We start from the raw sequence: 15,651 nt of genomic DNA on the forward strand, positions 1-15,651 counted from the left end.
AGATTTTAATTTCGGATTTAAAACTTCCAAAATTGAAATCATTCCTCAATCATTCAATTAACCCAAAGTTCGTAAATTTGAGGGTGTTTTGCGAGATTTTTTTGAAAAAACTGTTATTTGTGGATTTTGTAGAAGAATTGTGTAGTTGTGAAAGTATGAATGGGTTTTGTATTTGAAAATGTGCAGCACAGTTGCCAAACCATTTAGGTACTGATTGCAAATCAGTACCAGCGGGATTGTTGTATAAGTTTTATTTCCTCAAAAGCACCTTCTCCGTCTGCTCAATTTTCCCATCTTTAGAGATTTTTAAGATATAAATTCCATCTGTTTGAGCAGCTAAATCCAACACTAAATCCTGATTGGTAGTTTGGTTTCTTTGTGATAATACTTTTCTGCCCATTGTGTCAAATAGCTCATAATCAGCCATGATGGGATTTTTGACGTATAAATAGCGACTGGTCGGGTTCGGATAAACGATAAAGTTCTTCTGCTCTTCGGTGGAGGTAATCAGAAACTTAGAAGTATTTTTTAGCCATTTCAAACCACCTGTATTTGTCCCAATCATTAAGTCGGGAATTAAGTCATTATTAAGGTCGCTTACTGCAATATTTAACATTCCACCTAATGGTAATTGAGCATTTTTGTTGTTGAATTCGTCAAAAATAGAGGTGCTATCAGCTACAAATTTAGTTTGGTTTTGTTCTGTAACGTTTTTATAAACTTTGACAAATCCACTTCTACTGCCTGTGATTAATTCTTCTTTACCATCGCCGTTCAAATCTGCCACTGCTAAAGAAATATTCCCAACGGTATAATCATCCGTAATGCCACCCAATTGGTCTTTTTCAATCGTATAAATGGGCTTTTGAGCTGTTCCTGTATTTTTATAATATTCCAAACGTCCGCTTCCCTTTCCTAATAAAAGGTCTTTGAGTCCGTCTTTATTCAAATCAAAAAAAAGCGGATAGTCGCCATTGGCGAGGTATTCTACTGATGGAATGGTAACGACTTCTGTCAATCTTACATCAAATGCTTTTCCTTTTGCCGCTCGATTGGGAAAATAACGAATAGAAGCTCCCACGAATGAATTGGATATGAATCCAAAATCGTCCACTCCATCAGCATTTAAGTCGGTTATAAAAGGCTTAATTTCAAATAATTGCTGGTTTTTAGCAATGCCTAAATAATCATTATTCGTTAATTCAAAAGTATTGTTTCCTTTATTTTCAAACAAAGAAATACTGGCTCTATAACCTGTATCGCCACGATTTCCCGCATTGCCAACCAATAAATCTTGGTCGCCGTCACCATCAATATCTGCAAAAACTGGAGCCGTATTTTCACCCAAATCCACCATGCTATTTTGCAACATATTAGTCTGAACAAAACTGAAATCTGGCTTGTCGTCTTTACCGATATTCTTATAAAACCAAACCGAATTTTGATAATCTACCGTTTGTAAAGCATTATCTGCACCATTTGGCGACGATATTAAATCTTTAACTCCGTCAAAGTCTAAATCTTCGTAATACATGGCAGGAAATACGGCAAAATCAATAGGCTTTGCATTCGGGAATTTATAGTTTGCCGCACTAAACCTTGCTCTTGCAAGTGTGCCTGTGTTGTTTAAAGATGCTACATTATTTTTAGTGACATGACCGAATAGAATATCTTTTAAGCCATCTCCATTTATGTCTAAAAGCAATAAAGAATTACCAGAATGTAAAATTTTAGCGTTTTTGTCGGTTTCAAAAGGATTGGCTAATGGAACGGGATTATCTCCGCAAGGTTGATTGAAAACGATGTCGTCAAAATGTTCTTTATAAAAACCTCCCCAGCAGTCTCCGACCCGTCTAAATTCTAAATTATCGGCATTTTTATAATTTTCAATACTGAAATTTCTATGAAACATCGTGAAATTTCCCGACACATCAAAGGCAACAATGTCATCATCACCATCATTGTCAATGTCTGCAATAGATGGCATATCGGTAGAACTCAAGTAAAGATTTAATTTGCCAGAATATCCTGTGCTATAAATTGGGTCAGCAAAAAGTTGAAAACTTAGGTTGTCGGTTGTCGTATTTTTATAGGCTTTTATTCCACCTGGTGTATAGGTGAAAATATCCTTTTTCCCGTCTCGATTGTAATCTCGCAATAAAATCCAATTATTAATTTTGGGAAAGGCACTTTCAAATTGTGGGGCGTACTGCCAAAAGTATTTACCTGTATTGTCTTGTTTAGCTAAAAAAGTATATAGTTTTTGAGCAGTTCTATCAAATACAACAAGGTCGTCGATACCGTCTTTGTCCAATTTACAAGTTGAAAATTGCGGAGCGTTGATCCCACCTGTAAAAGCATTAGTTAAGGTTTGTCCATTTTGAACAATTTTCAAAGAATTATCGAATTTGAAGGTAAAATCCTGAGCAAAACTAAATTCATAACTCAAAAAAATGAGAAATATGAATATTAGAAATGAAAATTTATGGGTAAATATTCCTTGCATCGCAATATATTTAGATTTTATGTTTTCAATAGATTAATTTCGTATTCGTTGAATTTAGTCAGACGATAGTCAGACTAAATTAAGGTCTGACTATCGTCTGACCTGCTGATATGAAATAATAAATTAGGGTCTGACTATCGTCTGACCTGTTCATACGAAACTTCAAAACCATAACGAAAAAAACAATGATTTCGCTTATTGATTTATATCAAAAATACAGAGAATGTTCTGGTGTTTCAACGGATACTCGTAAAATTGGCTCAGATTCAATGTTTTTTGCCTTGAAAGGACCCAATTTTGATGCTAATGCTTTTGCACAACAAGCACTCGAAAAAGGTGCAAGGTATGCCGTAGTTGATGACCCAGAGGTAGTGACTGACGAGCGTTTTCTGTTGGTAGAAGATGGCTTGAAAGCTTTACAAGATTTAGCTAATTTTCATCGGAAACAGTTTAATATTCCTTTCATTGGACTTACGGGTTCTAACGGAAAAACAACTACCAAAGAGCTGATTAATAGTGTTTTATCGACAAAGTTTAATACTTATTGTACCGTTGGAAATCTCAATAATCACATCGGAGTTCCGCTTACTGTTTTAGCTATTGATGATTCGGTAGAAATTGCTATCATTGAAATGGGAGCAAATAAACAAGGTGATATTAAGGAATTGGTAGAAATTTGTGAACCTACACATGGCTTTATTACCAACATTGGAAAGGCTCATTTAGAGGGTTTCGGTGGGGTAGAAGGCGTTGCAAAAGGTAAGGGCGAATTATTTGATTGGTTAGCTCAAAATCACCAAACAGTTTTTGTCAATATTGCTTCTGACCCAACGTATGAAATGGCTCAAGAACTTCATGGGTTTAAAGAAATAATCACTTATACAACAAATACCAACAGAAGATTTCCGACAGTAGTGACCATGCAGGAAGAAATTCCAGTGGTAACTTTTACCGAAAGAGAAGGTGGATATTTTCAGTCTCATCTTACAGGTGCTTACAATTTTCAAAATATTGCGGCAGCGGTACGAATCGGTGAATATTTTGGTATTGATACCAAAACCGCTTGTCAAGCAGTGGCAGATTATGTTCCGAACAATAACCGTTCTCAATTTGTAGAGAAAGGTACAAATATGATTTTGATGGATGCTTACAATGCTAATCCATCGTCAATGTCGGCAGCTATTAAGAATTTCAATAATTTGAAAGCCGATAAAAAAATGGTGATTTTGGGTGATATGTTTGAATTGGGAGCCGAAGCCGAAGCCGAACACCAGGCCATTGGAACGCTTTTGTCAGCATGTAATTTTGAGAAAATTCTTTTGGTAGGGTCACTGATGGAAAATGCCGTAAGAGTTTTACCTGTGATGAAAGTGCTATATTTCCCTGATAAATTTGGGTTACACACATGGTTGCAGGATTATCCGCAAACCAATACACACGTACTCGTAAAAGGTTCTCGTGGAATGGGCTTAGAAAGTGTTTTACAGTTTTTGTAAAGTAACACAGACTTCAGTCTGTAAAAAAATAGATTTTATAATGTAACACAGACTTCAGTCTGTAAGTATTTTTTCTACATACAGACTGAAGCCTGTGTTACATCAATAGCCGTTTACTCATTTTCTATACCATTTACTCAATCACTCATAAACATTCCTGATTGAAAATATTACATTTGAACCATGTTACGTTAGTAATCATAGAATATCCCAAATTTTATCAAACTAATACCACCCATCAAAATCATGGATAATTATTCATCTCAGAATTCCCCGCAAAAATCTGGAAATAATAATAATGCTCTCAAAGCAGGATTAGTAGTAATGACCTTACTATCAGGCGGTTTAGGTTATATGCTTTTTCAGTCGAAAGAGACAGTTACCAATCAGCAAGAAGTCATCAGTACGAAAGTGATGGAATTGGCACAAACTCGCACGAAATTAGATTCAATCACGGTACAATTAGACGCTCAAATTGCAGAGGTGCAAAAATTAGGAGGCGATGTTACTGAATTGCAAAAGGCAAAAGCTGAATTGGAACAAGATAAAAAAGATTTATCGAAGCGTTCATCAAGCGAAATTGCCAGTGTAAAATCTAAATATGAAGATAAAATCAGAAATTACGAATCATTATTAACTGCCAAAGAACAAGAATTAGTAAAACTTCGTGAAGAAAATGGCGTGTTAGCTTCCGAAAATCAAAATCTTAATTCTGAAAACTCAACACTTAAAACCGAAAAGCAAGGATTGGCTCAAAGTGTTGAAAAAGAAAAAGCTGAAAAAGAAGAAGTAACATCTAAAAATAAGATTTTAGCTGAAAAAGTAACCAAAGCAGCGGCTTTGAAAGCTGAATATGTGAAGGTTATCGGAATTAACGAAAAAGGAAAAGAATCAGAAGAAAAGCGATATAAAGCTAAAAAGTTGGCTAAAATTAAAATTGCTTTTCAGTTAGCCAAAAATGATGTAACTGAACAAGAACGTAAAACGGTTTTTATCAGAGTGCTTGACCCAGACGGTTCAACGATTTTTGATTCGGCAACAGGTTCTGGAAACTTTACTTTTAATGGTCAAGAATTGGCTTATACCACTCGTGGAGATTTGAATTATGACAATGAAAATCTTTATATCGAAATGGTTTATGGTCGTGGAGGAACACTTTATCGTGAAGGAAAATATACCGTAGAATTATACGCCGAAGGTTTCAAAATTGGAACGGGTGGATTTGAGGTAAAATAATATTTTAAGATATTTTTTAAGAGGGTTTCGTTCAAAACGAAGCCCTCTTTTTATATTTAAGTGTTACAGTAAAATTAGTTTTGCTTTAATGTTGAAAATCAATATCTTATGAAAATCAATCAACCAATAACTAATTTTCAGTAACTACTTAGCACCCACAAAAACCTCTGAAAGTGTAAAAATAAGCTTTCTTTTTCACCACTAATTTTACTTTATAAAGCTGATATTCCAAACAAGAATTAGGTTCTTTTCGAGTAGCTGTTTGTCGGATAAAAATACTTGCTTTTCCATTGCTATAACCTATTGGGTATTTTTTTGAGCCTTTAATTTCATGGAAATCTTCATCTTTTCCATACAGATTAAACAAGGTAATATTTTTCCCTAACGAATCCTCTTCCGATAAATTTCCAATAATTTTATTTCCTGATTCAATATAACAACCTGCGTGACTTTTAGGGTCGAGCAAAGGTTTGAAACTTGGTTTTTGTGCGAATGTATTGGCATAACTTAAAAAAAGTAAAACCGCAGTGAAGATTGATTTCATGAGATATTTTGAGTTAAAGTTTTCTGAGAACAATATAGAACTATATTCTCAGAAGTCTTTCTAATATTTAGTATTCGGTACACTGTCATTATCAAGGGAGGAAAATAGTTTGGCATAGGCGTTTTATATCATAAAGTTATAAAAATGGTATGCTTATATCCTCTTGAATAACCTTGAAAGGTAGATAAATAATCTTTGAAAATTATTTTTTACGATAAAATATCTGATTTTAATGATTTTGATGGAAAAACTAAAAACTTCTGCTCAATCATTTTTTAAATCAAAGATAAAGGCATTAATTTTGTATTATTCTAAGAAATAGCATTGTACAAAAATTATTATAAAAATGTCAACTGAAACGCAACAGTACGTTCCGTACAAAGTAAAAGACATCGCTCTTGCTGAGTGGGGTCGCAAAGAAATTCGTTTAGCAGAAGCTGAAATGCCAGGTTTAATGGCTCTTCGTGCTGAATACGGTGCTGCACAACCATTGAAAGGTGCAAGAATTGCAGGATGTCTTCACATGACAATCCAAACAGCCGTTTTGATTGAAACTTTAACTGCTTTGGGTGCTGACGTAACTTGGTCATCTTGTAACATTTTCTCTACACAAGACCATGCTGCTGCGGCTATCGCTGCTGCGGGTATTCCAGTTTATGCTTGGAAAGGTATGAACGAAGAAGAATTCAACTGGTGTATTGAGCAAACTTTATTTTTCGGAGAAGAGCGTCAACCATTGAATATGATTTTGGATGATGGTGGTGATTTGACAAACATGGTGTTTGACGAATATCCTGAGTTAATCGACGGTATCAAAGGTCTTTCAGAAGAAACTACTACGGGTGTTCACCGTTTGTATGAGCGTTTGAAAAATGGAACATTATATCTTCCTGCTATCAACGTTAATGATTCAGTAACGAAATCTAAATTTGATAACAAATACGGTTGTAAAGAATCATTAGTTGACTCAATCCGTCGTGCTACTGACTTAATGTTAGCTGGTAAAGTAGCGGTTGTAGCAGGTTATGGTGACGTTGGAAAAGGTTCTGCTGAATCTTTACGTGGAGCTGGTTGTAGAGTTTTAGTAACTGAAATTGACCCAATCTGTGCTTTACAAGCAGCAATGGACGGTTTTGAAGTTGTTACGATGGACGAAGCCGCTACTCGTGCTAATATCTTCGTTACAGCAACTGGTAACTTAAAAATCATTCGTGAGAAACATTTCAGAGCGATGAAAGATAAGGCTATCGTTTGTAACATCGGTCACTTCGATAACGAAATCGACATGGCTTGGTTAAACGGAGCTTACGGTTCATCGAAAGAGCAAATCAAACCACAAGTAGATTTGTATAATATCGACGGAAAAGAAATCATCGTATTGGCTGAAGGTCGTTTAGTAAACTTAGGTTGTGCTATGGGACACCCATCTTTTGTAATGTCTAACTCTTTCTGTAACCAAACTTTGGCTCAGTTAGAATTGTGGGTAAATACAGACAAATACGAGAAGAAATTATACATCCTTCCTAAGCACTTAGATGAGAAAGTTGCCTTCTTGCACTTAGCTCATATTGGTGCTAAATTGGAAAAATTGGAAATTGACCAAGCTGAATATATTGGTGTATCGGTTGAAGGACCATTCAAATCAGAACACTATCGTTATTAAGATTTTGGAATCTTGAGCATTAAAAACTCCCTGTCGGATTTATCTGGCAGGGAGTTTTTGTATTTACAGAATCTAATACCTATTTTTAAGTTTAAATTATATACAAATGGTAGCTACTCGCTCACAAATACGAAAAAAGCGTCTTCCTGTTAAAACGAAAGATATACCTTCATACCTTATCTACGAAGTGATGGATGGAAAACCTATTTATTATGAAGGATTTAGAGAAGTTCTAACAAACCAAAAGACATTTGAAGAAGTAATGGGAAGTAGCCGACTACAAACAAGAATTATAATGGCTATAATTAGCTATATGTTAAAAAATATTTCTGAAGAAATTTATGAAATCGTAACAAATGAATTTGGACTACATATTGGGCAAGGAAATAATTTGTCAGGAGATATAGGTATTTATGAAATAAATCAATTAAAAGATAGTCCAGACGAAGATAAATATTTTAATATCCCGCCCAAAATAATGATTGAAATAGACACACAAGCCAATATGGATTATGTTTTAGACAATGATTATTTTCATAAAAAAACACAGAAACTACTTGATTTTGGCGTGGAAAAAGTAATCTGGTATTACACAATTTCTAAGAAAGTTATGGTGGCAGAAAACGATAAATCTTGGACAATTGATAATTGGGATAAAACGGTAGAAGTGATGCCCAATCTTTACCTTTGTCTGACTGATTTGATGTTGAAAAAAGGTATTGCACTATAAAATTCTTTATTATTGAACTCCTACTAAAGTGGGAGTTTTTGCTTTTCAGCGATAATTATTCGTAATTTGCACCCCAAACATATAAAAACTCCCTTGCCTACAAAATCTTTACATATAGAACCATCGTTAAAAACCGAAAGCCCGAGATTTGATATTGAGAAATTAAATCAATATAAACTTTCTTGTGAGGTTTCTGAATCATCTTTTTACTGTGAAGTCACTGATTTGACTGATAATGAGGTGATTGCAACTGAAAACTACCAATTCCCTGTTTCTGAATCTGACAATTCAATTTCTCAGTTTTTACAAACCATTTATGAAACTCATGATTTCTTGAAGTCTTTGAAATGGAAATCTGTTGAAATTATTATTGATAATCAGGCATTTACTTTAGTTCCAACAGATTTATTTAGAAAAGAATATACCATTAGATACCTCCAATTAGCGAAGGGTGTATTAATCACAGATGAGGAAGAAGTGAATGCTTACACACACGAAGATTTAGGTGTTATCAATGTGTATAGCACTGACCGTGAATTATGTAATTGGTTTTCAGAGGTTTATCCTTTAGTCGATATTTCATATAAACATAAAACGAGTCAATTAATTGATTTTGCAGTTCTGTCAAGTAAGGCTCAAACTGCTTTTGTCCATTTTGGTAATCAGCATTTTACAATGGTTATTACTGTAAATGGTACTTTGAAATATTGTAATCGTTTTCTTTACAAAACCTCTCAAGATTTGGTCTATTACGTTCTTTTTGCCATGAATGAATTAGAAGTAGAACCAGATGAAATTTTCCTTCGACTTTACGGAAACATTAAGGAACAAACGGAAGATTTTAATTTACTTAATCAGTATTTACCAAATGTTAAAATAGGTATATGAAAAAAGTTGGTTTCTTTCCTGGTTCTTTTGACCCTTTCACGAAGGGACACGAAGATATTGTAGTACGTGCTTTGACTCTTTTTGATGAAATTATCATCGGAATTGGACATAATGCCAATAAAGCAAGATATTTTCCGATTGAAAAAATGATTGCTTGGATTGAGCTGACTTTTGAAAATCAGCCCGTTAGTGTTGTTTCTTACAATGACTTAACTGCCAATGTCGCCAAAGATATGGGGGCAAATTTCTTGATTAGAGGATTACGCAATACCACAGATTTTGAATACGAAAACTCTATTGCTCAAGTAAACCGATATTTGGTGGAAAATTTGGAAACTGTATTCTTAATTACTTCACCACATTTAGCACCTATCAGCTCAACCATTATTCGTGATTTGCATCGATACGGCACAAATGTTGACGAGTTTTTGCCTTATAATATCAACACTTAATTTTTCCTTCTACTAAATTTATTTTTAAATAACTGGTATCTGAACCTAATTCATTGTGGTTTTCGTAATAATTTGTCAGAGAAAATAGAATATCTTTTAGTTGTTCTAATTTCTCTTTGCCAATTATTTCCATGATTTTTGCTTCAATCATCTCAGAGCATTCTTTCCAATCAAGCATACAGTCAACGCCTTTTTCACTCAATTTGACGACCATAATTCGGGCATCGCTCGAATGTTTTTCAGTTGTTACGTATCCTTCGTCTTGTAATTCTTTTACCAATTTACTCATTGCTTGTTTCGTTACGCCTGCCAATTGAGCAAGTGTATTGATATTTGAGCCTTGAAAATCAATGTGAATTAAAGCCACCATGTGTCCAACACGAAAATTTACATATCCTTTGGAACGTAAAAATTCCCCTGCAATTTCCCTAATCAGGCGATGAGACTTACTTAATAAGCCTCCTAAATGACGTTTTTTGCCTTGTTTAAAGCTATCTATTTCTTCTATTTTCAGATTTGACATATCAGTTTTGGATTATTTCCAAGAGTAAAGATGATATTTTCAAGACAAAGTTACAAATAAAAAAAATAATTGTCAATCTACTTGACTAATTTAGTAAACTTCGTTTACCTTTGTATTGTCAATAAGGTTTACTAAATAGTTTATGTTCAAAACTACTTCTTAAATCAATCACACAAACTCCAAATAAATAGATAAAATGGAAAATCAAAATACTATCAAAAAGTACATTCCACGTATCATAATTTTTACATTATTAGGTTTTGGAGCGTATTACGGGTACAAAAAATACCACTACGCCCAAACTCATGAGGATACTGACAATGCTCAAATCGAAACTTATTTCGTGCCAGTTTTGCCAAGAATGGCAGGTTACGTCAAGACTGTCAGTGTTAAGGATTATGATTTGGTGACTAAAGACCAAGTTTTAGCAGAAATTGATACTGATGAAGCAAAATTAATTTTAGATGAATTAAATGCTGATTATGTACAAGCTCAAACAGACGTTGAAAATGCAAAAGCTAATATCAGCAACCTTAATATTACAGTGAAGTCGGCGGAGGCAAATTTGAAAGCAAATTTTTTACGTAAAGAAAAAGCTAAAAAAGATGCTGACCGTGATGCCAATTTAGTAGCTGAAAATGCCATTACTCGTAAACAATCAGATGATAGCAAGGCGAATTTTGAGATTTTGTCGGCTCAATATGATGCAGGAAAAGAGGATATTTTAACGGCAAAATCGAAAATGCCAATTTTACAAGCCGCTTTACATAAGGCAGAGGCAGTTTTGGGGGTGAAGAAAGTCAAAATTGAGCAACAAAAATTGAAACTGACTTATGCTAAAGTATATGCTCCATCGTCAGGAAGAATTGGTAAAAAGAATATAGAAGCAGGTCAATTTATTCAAGCAGGTCAGCCTTTGATGACGGTGGTACAAGATACCAATTTTTGGGTAGTTGCCAATTTCAAAGAAACGCAAGTGAGCCGTTTGGTAATCGGTGCAGAAGTTGAATTAAAATTAGATGCTTATCCAAACCGTATTTTGAAAGGTAAAATTGTTTCCATTGCTGAATCAACAGGAGCAAAAACTTCCTTGTTACCTCCTGATAATGCTTCTGGAAACTTTGTGAAAGTTACGCAACGTGTACCTGTGAAAATTGAAATTGAAGATTTGCAAAAGAATAAAGATATACTTCGTGCAGGACTTTCATTAGAGGTTTCAGTGCCTTTAAAATAAGCTTTTTTGAATTACCTATCATCAACATAAAATTTATATCTTAAAATGGCTGCTAAAACAGGTCTTGCAAAATATGTTATCGTCCTCACGACGGTTACGGCAGCAATCATGGAATTGCTGGATACCACCATCGTGAACGTTGCCTTGAACCAAATGGCTGGTTCATTGGGAGCGACGATTGAGGACATCGCTTGGGTGATTACATCTTACGCCATTGCAAACGTTATTATTATCCCAATGACGGGTTTTTTGGGTGAATATTTTGGTCGGAAAACCTATTATTTGACCTCAATGGTCATATTTGGCGTGGCTTCTTATTTTTGTGGAGCATCAGATACTTTATGGGAATTGGTGTTTTGGCGTTTTATTCAAGGTATTGGCGGTGGTGCTTTATTATCAACGTCACAAGCTATCCTTTTTGATGCTTTTGAACCTAAAGATAGAGGCGTTGCTTCTGGATTATTCGGAATGGGAATTGTGCTTGGACCAACTTTAGGCCCAGTTTTGGGTGGCTACATTCTTGATAAATACGATTGGTCGCAGATTTTTTATGTAAATATTCCCATCTGTGTGATTGCAACAATTCTGACGGTTTTATTCATCGAAAGAGTGGAGGGAGAAGGAGAGAGAAAAGCGGAAATAAAAATTGATTATTTAGGGATTGCCTTGCTGACGTTAGGCATTGGTTCGTTACAGTTTGTTCTCGAAAAAGGAGAATCAGAAGACTGGTTTCAATCTCGTATGATTGTCACAATCAGTATTATGGCTTTTGTAGGTATTGTCGGTTTTATTTGGCAAGAACTCACCACCGAACATCCAGCGGTCAATTTGAGTGTTTTTAGGTACAAAATATTTGCCGTTTCTACCATGTTTACGCTCATTGCAGGTTTAGGATTGTTCACGTCATCTTTCGTTTATCCAGTTTTGGTACAGCGGGTAAACGGTTTTACGCCTTACGAAGCAGGCGTTTCGTTGGTTGCTCCAACTTTAGCTGCGGTATTTTTATTCCCTATTATTGGTAAAAGAATGAGTGCGGGAGCTCCACCGTTGCCATATATGTTTGCTGGTATTTGTATGTTTATTTTCTTCGGATTTTATAGTGGAACTGCTACGCCAGATATGGGACGTTGGGATTTCTTCCCGATGCAACTTTGTAGAACAGTTGGGATTTCATTATTGCAATTACCCCTTATTAATCAGGCAGTTGCAGGTTTGAAACCAAAAGAATATCCAGCAGGAATTGCTTTGTCAAACATGATTCGTCAGTTGGGAGGAGCATTTGGTATTGCTTTAGCAAACAATTTTGCAACTAATAGAGCAGCTCAACATCGTTCAGATTTGATGGCAAATATGAGTCCCGATAATCCACTTTTTACAGAGCGTATTACAGGAATGGCTAATAACATAATTGCCAAAACTGGCGATGTTTTCAATGCTACTTCAATGGCTTACAAGCAGTTAGACTTAGCCGTTTCAAGACAAGCCTATTACTTAGCATATCTGGATACATTCCGATTAATTGGTATATTTTTTATCTGTATTTTACCATTTTTATATTTCCTAAGAACGCCCAAATTATCTGCTGAGGAAGCGGCTGCGATGGCTAAAGCAACGGCTGAAAGTCATTAGAACGTTAAGCTAAAAGCGGTATAATTTAATAAGCTTTTAAACGATTTGCTTTTCGCAAATCGCTTTTCTCTTAATATCACTCAATATCATGAAAAAAATATTAAAATATATATCTGCAATTGTTCTTTTGGGAATGTCAAATAGTATGATTTTTGCCCAAGAAAAAACCAATGAAACCTTAAATCAATTGGTACGTTCAGCGATTGAATATGCCCCTAAAATCAAAGAGCAACAACAAATGGTTGCGATTGGAGATTATAAAACTAAAATCCAACAGTCTGCTTTAAAGCCCCAAATTCAGTCGGAAATTGGTGTAACTCGTTTTGACCCCGTTGCAAAAGCAAATTTTGGCGGAACGGCAATTCAATTTCAACCAAATATGAATTACAATGCCAATATTGGCGGAAGTTATGTAATTTATGATTGGGGGAAGCAATTTGTAAATATTGAGAAATCAAAACTTGAAACAGCATTATCGAAAACCAATGTTGAAGGTCTGAAAAATATTTATGCTTATCAAGTTGCCAATTTATACTATGGAATTATTTATACCCAAAAGGCAATTGAAGTACAAAAAGAACAATTGAAATTGGTTGATGAAAACGGAAAAGTGATTGGAAATCGTTTGAAACAAGGTGATGCTTTGGATTATGACCAAGTTTCAATTCAGGTTCGTTATAAAAATTCAGAATCTCGTTTGACCGATTTACAAAGTCAATTGGAACGTCAAATTATTTACCTTTCTTCATTAATCGGTAAAGATGCTCATGGATTAATTCCTTCGGGAACGGACTTTAATTTAGGCATTGCCGACTTAACAATTGAAGGTGCATTAACACAAGCTCAAACAAACAATTTTGACCTTAAAGCGTTAAAAGATAGAGACTTAATTGCTGAACGTGACGTAAAATTAGCCCAAATGTCAACCTTGCCAAGTTTAGCTGCCAACGCTCAAGTTGGTATTAAAAATGGATATTTACCAAGAATTAATGGTGAAATGCCTGCCATTATGGACGATTTTAAATTCAATACAACAGTAGGGGTAAAGCTCACGATACCTGTCTATTCAGGACATCGTGGTGCTTATCAAACAGAAGTTGCCAAGATAAACCGTGAAATGTTGAAATACTCAGTCGATGCAACCAATCAAGCATTGAAACGTGATTTAGAAGCAGCTCAAAATGATTATAATTCAGCAAAAAATAAGTTAGATTTATCAGAAAGAAATGTTTTTCAAGCACAATATGCACTCAAGTTAGCCAATATACGTTATCAAAATGGTGTATTAACAAATGTAGAGATTGAGGCGGCTCAAACGGCTTTGAAAGATGCTCAGTTTGCTCAATTGCAATACCAATACCAAATGGCTTTGGCTAAATTAGACATGAATCGTTTGTCGGGCTTGAAGTTTTGGTAAGTTTAAAAAGTTCTAAACAATAGACTTTATACAAAAGCCGTAAGTAAATATCATTACTTGCGGTTTTTGTCATTTCTAAATTTAAACATGAAAAAACTATTACTCATTACGCTTCTACTAACAACTTTTATTCAGACTCAAGCTTCTGATATTCAAGATTCTACACAATTGTCGAACTCTAAAGTTTACAAATTTTTCACTTCTCCAAAGTACATCATTTCTCCTTTTGCCTTTTATATGCCCGAAACAAATTTGGTAATTGGGGCAGGAATCAAGCATTTTTATGATTTTGGCAGCGAAAATGATAGCCTTACCAGAGTTTCTAACATAGCGGCATCGGTTCAGTATTCATTAAATGGACAGTTTTTAATCCGTAGTCACTATGATTTATTTTCTAATCATGAAAAATATTATGTAACGGGCTATTTAGGATATAGTCGTTTCCCGATGACATTTTATGGAATTGGAAATAATATTGACATGGAAAAACACGAATCTGTTTCGTTTGATTATCTCCGTTTCGATAATCTAACCTATCGAAAAGTCGGGCAACATAGTTTTGCAGGTTTGGGTTGGCGTTATATGAAAATGTTTAATGTTAAAATGAAAGAAAATGGAATGTTGTCGTCAAACGAAGTAGCTGGAAACTATGGTTCAACTGTGTCAGGCATTAATATTTCATATTTACTTGATAGTAGAGATAATATTTTAACTCCTTCAAAAGGTGTTTTTGCACAATTAACCTATTCAATTCATAGTAAAACCACCGCCAGTTCTCATGCTTTTAATCGCTGGCAATTTGATGCCCGTTATTTTATAAAACCATTTAAGAAACGAGAAGACGTTTTGGCTTTTCAAGGATATGGCTTTTTATCATCTGGAGATGTCCCTTTTAATGAATTGGCTCAAATGGGTGGGGATATGATTATGAGAGGGTATTTTCAAGGAAGTTTTCGGGATAAAAATCTATTAGCTTTACAAGCAGAGTATCGTTTACAGGTTCTGAAGCGTTGGGGAGTTGTTGGTTTTGCTGGAACAGGTGGAATTTCTGACGCTATGGGAAAGTTTGATTTGGGCAATACAAAACCAAGTTATGGAGGAGGTTTACGGTTTAAGATTAATCGAAAAGAAAATGTAAATCTTAGAATGGATTATGGTTTTGGGAACGGACAACAAAATATTTATTTCTTTATCGCTGAGGCTTTTTGATAAAACAAGAAAACCCGTCATCAACGATGACGGGTTTTTGATTAATACCTAACCACTATTTAATATTTTCGTTTATTTTTCAATAAACATAATCAAATATATAGTATAAAATGCTTAAAAGCAA

13 protein-coding genes are annotated in these 15,651 nt (G+C 34.7%); 10 read left to right on the forward strand and 3 right to left on the reverse strand.

Annotated elements, in window-relative coordinates; translation table 11 throughout:
* Positions 1-250: 250 nt before the first annotated feature.
* Positions 251-2,506 (reverse strand): FG-GAP repeat domain-containing protein, encoded by a 2,256-nt coding sequence (locus VB796_RS12895; protein WP_323346961.1) that lies wholly within the window; start codon positions 2,504-2,506, stop codon positions 251-253.
* Positions 2,507-2,691: 185 nt separating this feature from the next.
* Between VB796_RS12895 and VB796_RS12900 the strand changes: the two genes are divergently transcribed.
* Complete coding sequence (locus VB796_RS12900) at positions 2,692-4,002, forward strand: UDP-N-acetylmuramoyl-tripeptide--D-alanyl-D-alanine ligase (protein ID WP_323346962.1); 1,311 nt, start codon at positions 2,692-2,694, stop codon at positions 4,000-4,002.
* Positions 4,003-4,248: 246 nt separating this feature from the next.
* Positions 4,249-5,238, forward strand: coding sequence for a hypothetical protein (locus VB796_RS12905; protein ID WP_323346963.1), 990 nt, complete (start codon positions 4,249-4,251; stop codon positions 5,236-5,238).
* Between the two features lie 148 nt (positions 5,239-5,386).
* Here the strand turns inward: VB796_RS12905 and VB796_RS12910 are convergent, their stop codons facing one another.
* On the reverse strand, positions 5,387-5,782 hold the full coding sequence (locus VB796_RS12910) for a hypothetical protein (RefSeq protein ID WP_323346964.1): 396 nt from the start codon (positions 5,780-5,782) through the stop codon (positions 5,387-5,389).
* A 346-nt stretch (positions 5,783-6,128) separates the two neighbouring features.
* Here VB796_RS12910 and ahcY point away from each other — a divergent pair, with 346 nt between their 5' ends.
* From ahcY to coaD, 4 genes are all read left to right on the forward strand, one after another.
* On the forward strand, positions 6,129-7,445 hold the full coding sequence (ahcY, locus tag VB796_RS12915) for an adenosylhomocysteinase (RefSeq protein WP_323346965.1): 1,317 nt from the start codon (positions 6,129-6,131) through the stop codon (positions 7,443-7,445).
* A gap of 106 nt (positions 7,446-7,551) precedes the next feature.
* Complete coding sequence (locus VB796_RS12920) at positions 7,552-8,175, forward strand: Uma2 family endonuclease (protein ID WP_323346966.1); 624 nt, start codon at positions 7,552-7,554, stop codon at positions 8,173-8,175.
* 93 nt (positions 8,176-8,268) lie between these two features.
* On the forward strand, positions 8,269-9,063 hold the full coding sequence (locus VB796_RS12925) for a DUF3822 family protein (protein ID WP_323346967.1): 795 nt from the start codon (positions 8,269-8,271) through the stop codon (positions 9,061-9,063).
* Complete coding sequence (gene coaD, locus VB796_RS12930) at positions 9,060-9,515, forward strand: pantetheine-phosphate adenylyltransferase (RefSeq protein ID WP_323346968.1); 456 nt, start codon at positions 9,060-9,062, stop codon at positions 9,513-9,515. Before VB796_RS12925 ends, coaD begins: the two co-directional genes overlap by 4 nt.
* On the opposite strand, the gene VB796_RS12935 is transcribed toward coaD, so the two are convergent.
* On the reverse strand, positions 9,505-10,038 hold the full coding sequence (locus VB796_RS12935) for a MarR family winged helix-turn-helix transcriptional regulator (protein WP_323346969.1): 534 nt from the start codon (positions 10,036-10,038) through the stop codon (positions 9,505-9,507). The two genes, coaD and VB796_RS12935, sit on opposite strands and share 11 nt — an antisense overlap.
* A 196-nt stretch (positions 10,039-10,234) precedes the next feature.
* Between VB796_RS12935 and VB796_RS12940 the strand changes: the two genes are divergently transcribed.
* From VB796_RS12940 to VB796_RS12955, 4 genes are all read left to right on the forward strand, one after another.
* Positions 10,235-11,272, forward strand: coding sequence for an HlyD family secretion protein (locus VB796_RS12940; RefSeq protein WP_323346970.1), 1,038 nt, complete (start codon positions 10,235-10,237; stop codon positions 11,270-11,272).
* Between the two features lie 45 nt (positions 11,273-11,317).
* The gene (locus tag VB796_RS12945) at positions 11,318-12,901 is read left to right on the forward strand and encodes a DHA2 family efflux MFS transporter permease subunit (RefSeq protein ID WP_323346971.1); all 1,584 of its coding nucleotides are present in this window, start codon (positions 11,318-11,320) and stop codon (positions 12,899-12,901) included.
* An 88-nt stretch (positions 12,902-12,989) separates the two neighbouring features.
* Positions 12,990-14,318 (forward strand): TolC family protein, encoded by a 1,329-nt coding sequence (locus VB796_RS12950; protein ID WP_323346972.1) that lies wholly within the window; start codon positions 12,990-12,992, stop codon positions 14,316-14,318.
* 87 nt (positions 14,319-14,405) lie between these two features.
* Positions 14,406-15,527: a BamA/TamA family outer membrane protein gene (locus VB796_RS12955; RefSeq protein ID WP_323346973.1), complete on the forward strand. Its 1,122-nt coding sequence runs from the start codon at positions 14,406-14,408 to the stop codon at positions 15,525-15,527.
* Positions 15,528-15,651: the final 124 nt, after the last annotated feature.

Origin of the sequence: Arcicella sp. LKC2W (assembly GCF_034931005.1) — a bacterium.
Classification (GTDB): Bacteria; Bacteroidota; Bacteroidia; order Cytophagales; family Spirosomataceae; genus Arcicella.

What these genes read in the sequence shown, in the direction of transcription:
- VB796_RS12895 (WP_323346961.1), bottom strand. Translation starts at nt 2,506, where the DNA reads ATGCAAGGAATATTTACCCATAAATTTTCATTTCTAATATTCATATTT.
- VB796_RS12935 (WP_323346969.1), bottom strand. Translation starts at nt 10,038, where the DNA reads ATGTCAAATCTGAAAATAGAAGAAATAGATAGCTTTAAACAAGGCAAA.
- VB796_RS12905 (WP_323346963.1), top strand. Translation starts at nt 4,249, where the DNA reads ATGGATAATTATTCATCTCAGAATTCCCCGCAAAAATCTGGAAATAAT.
- VB796_RS12940 (WP_323346970.1), top strand. Translation starts at nt 10,235, where the DNA reads ATGGAAAATCAAAATACTATCAAAAAGTACATTCCACGTATCATAATT.
- ahcY (WP_323346965.1), top strand. Translation starts at nt 6,129, where the DNA reads ATGTCAACTGAAACGCAACAGTACGTTCCGTACAAAGTAAAAGACATC.
- VB796_RS12950 (WP_323346972.1), top strand. Translation starts at nt 12,990, where the DNA reads ATGAAAAAAATATTAAAATATATATCTGCAATTGTTCTTTTGGGAATG.
- coaD (WP_323346968.1), top strand. Translation starts at nt 9,060, where the DNA reads ATGAAAAAAGTTGGTTTCTTTCCTGGTTCTTTTGACCCTTTCACGAAG.
- VB796_RS12900 (WP_323346962.1), top strand. Translation starts at nt 2,692, where the DNA reads ATGATTTCGCTTATTGATTTATATCAAAAATACAGAGAATGTTCTGGT.
- VB796_RS12945 (WP_323346971.1), top strand. Translation starts at nt 11,318, where the DNA reads ATGGCTGCTAAAACAGGTCTTGCAAAATATGTTATCGTCCTCACGACG.
- VB796_RS12955 (WP_323346973.1), top strand. Translation starts at nt 14,406, where the DNA reads ATGAAAAAACTATTACTCATTACGCTTCTACTAACAACTTTTATTCAG.
- VB796_RS12910 (WP_323346964.1), bottom strand. Translation starts at nt 5,782, where the DNA reads ATGAAATCAATCTTCACTGCGGTTTTACTTTTTTTAAGTTATGCCAAT.
- VB796_RS12920 (WP_323346966.1), top strand. Translation starts at nt 7,552, where the DNA reads ATGGTAGCTACTCGCTCACAAATACGAAAAAAGCGTCTTCCTGTTAAA.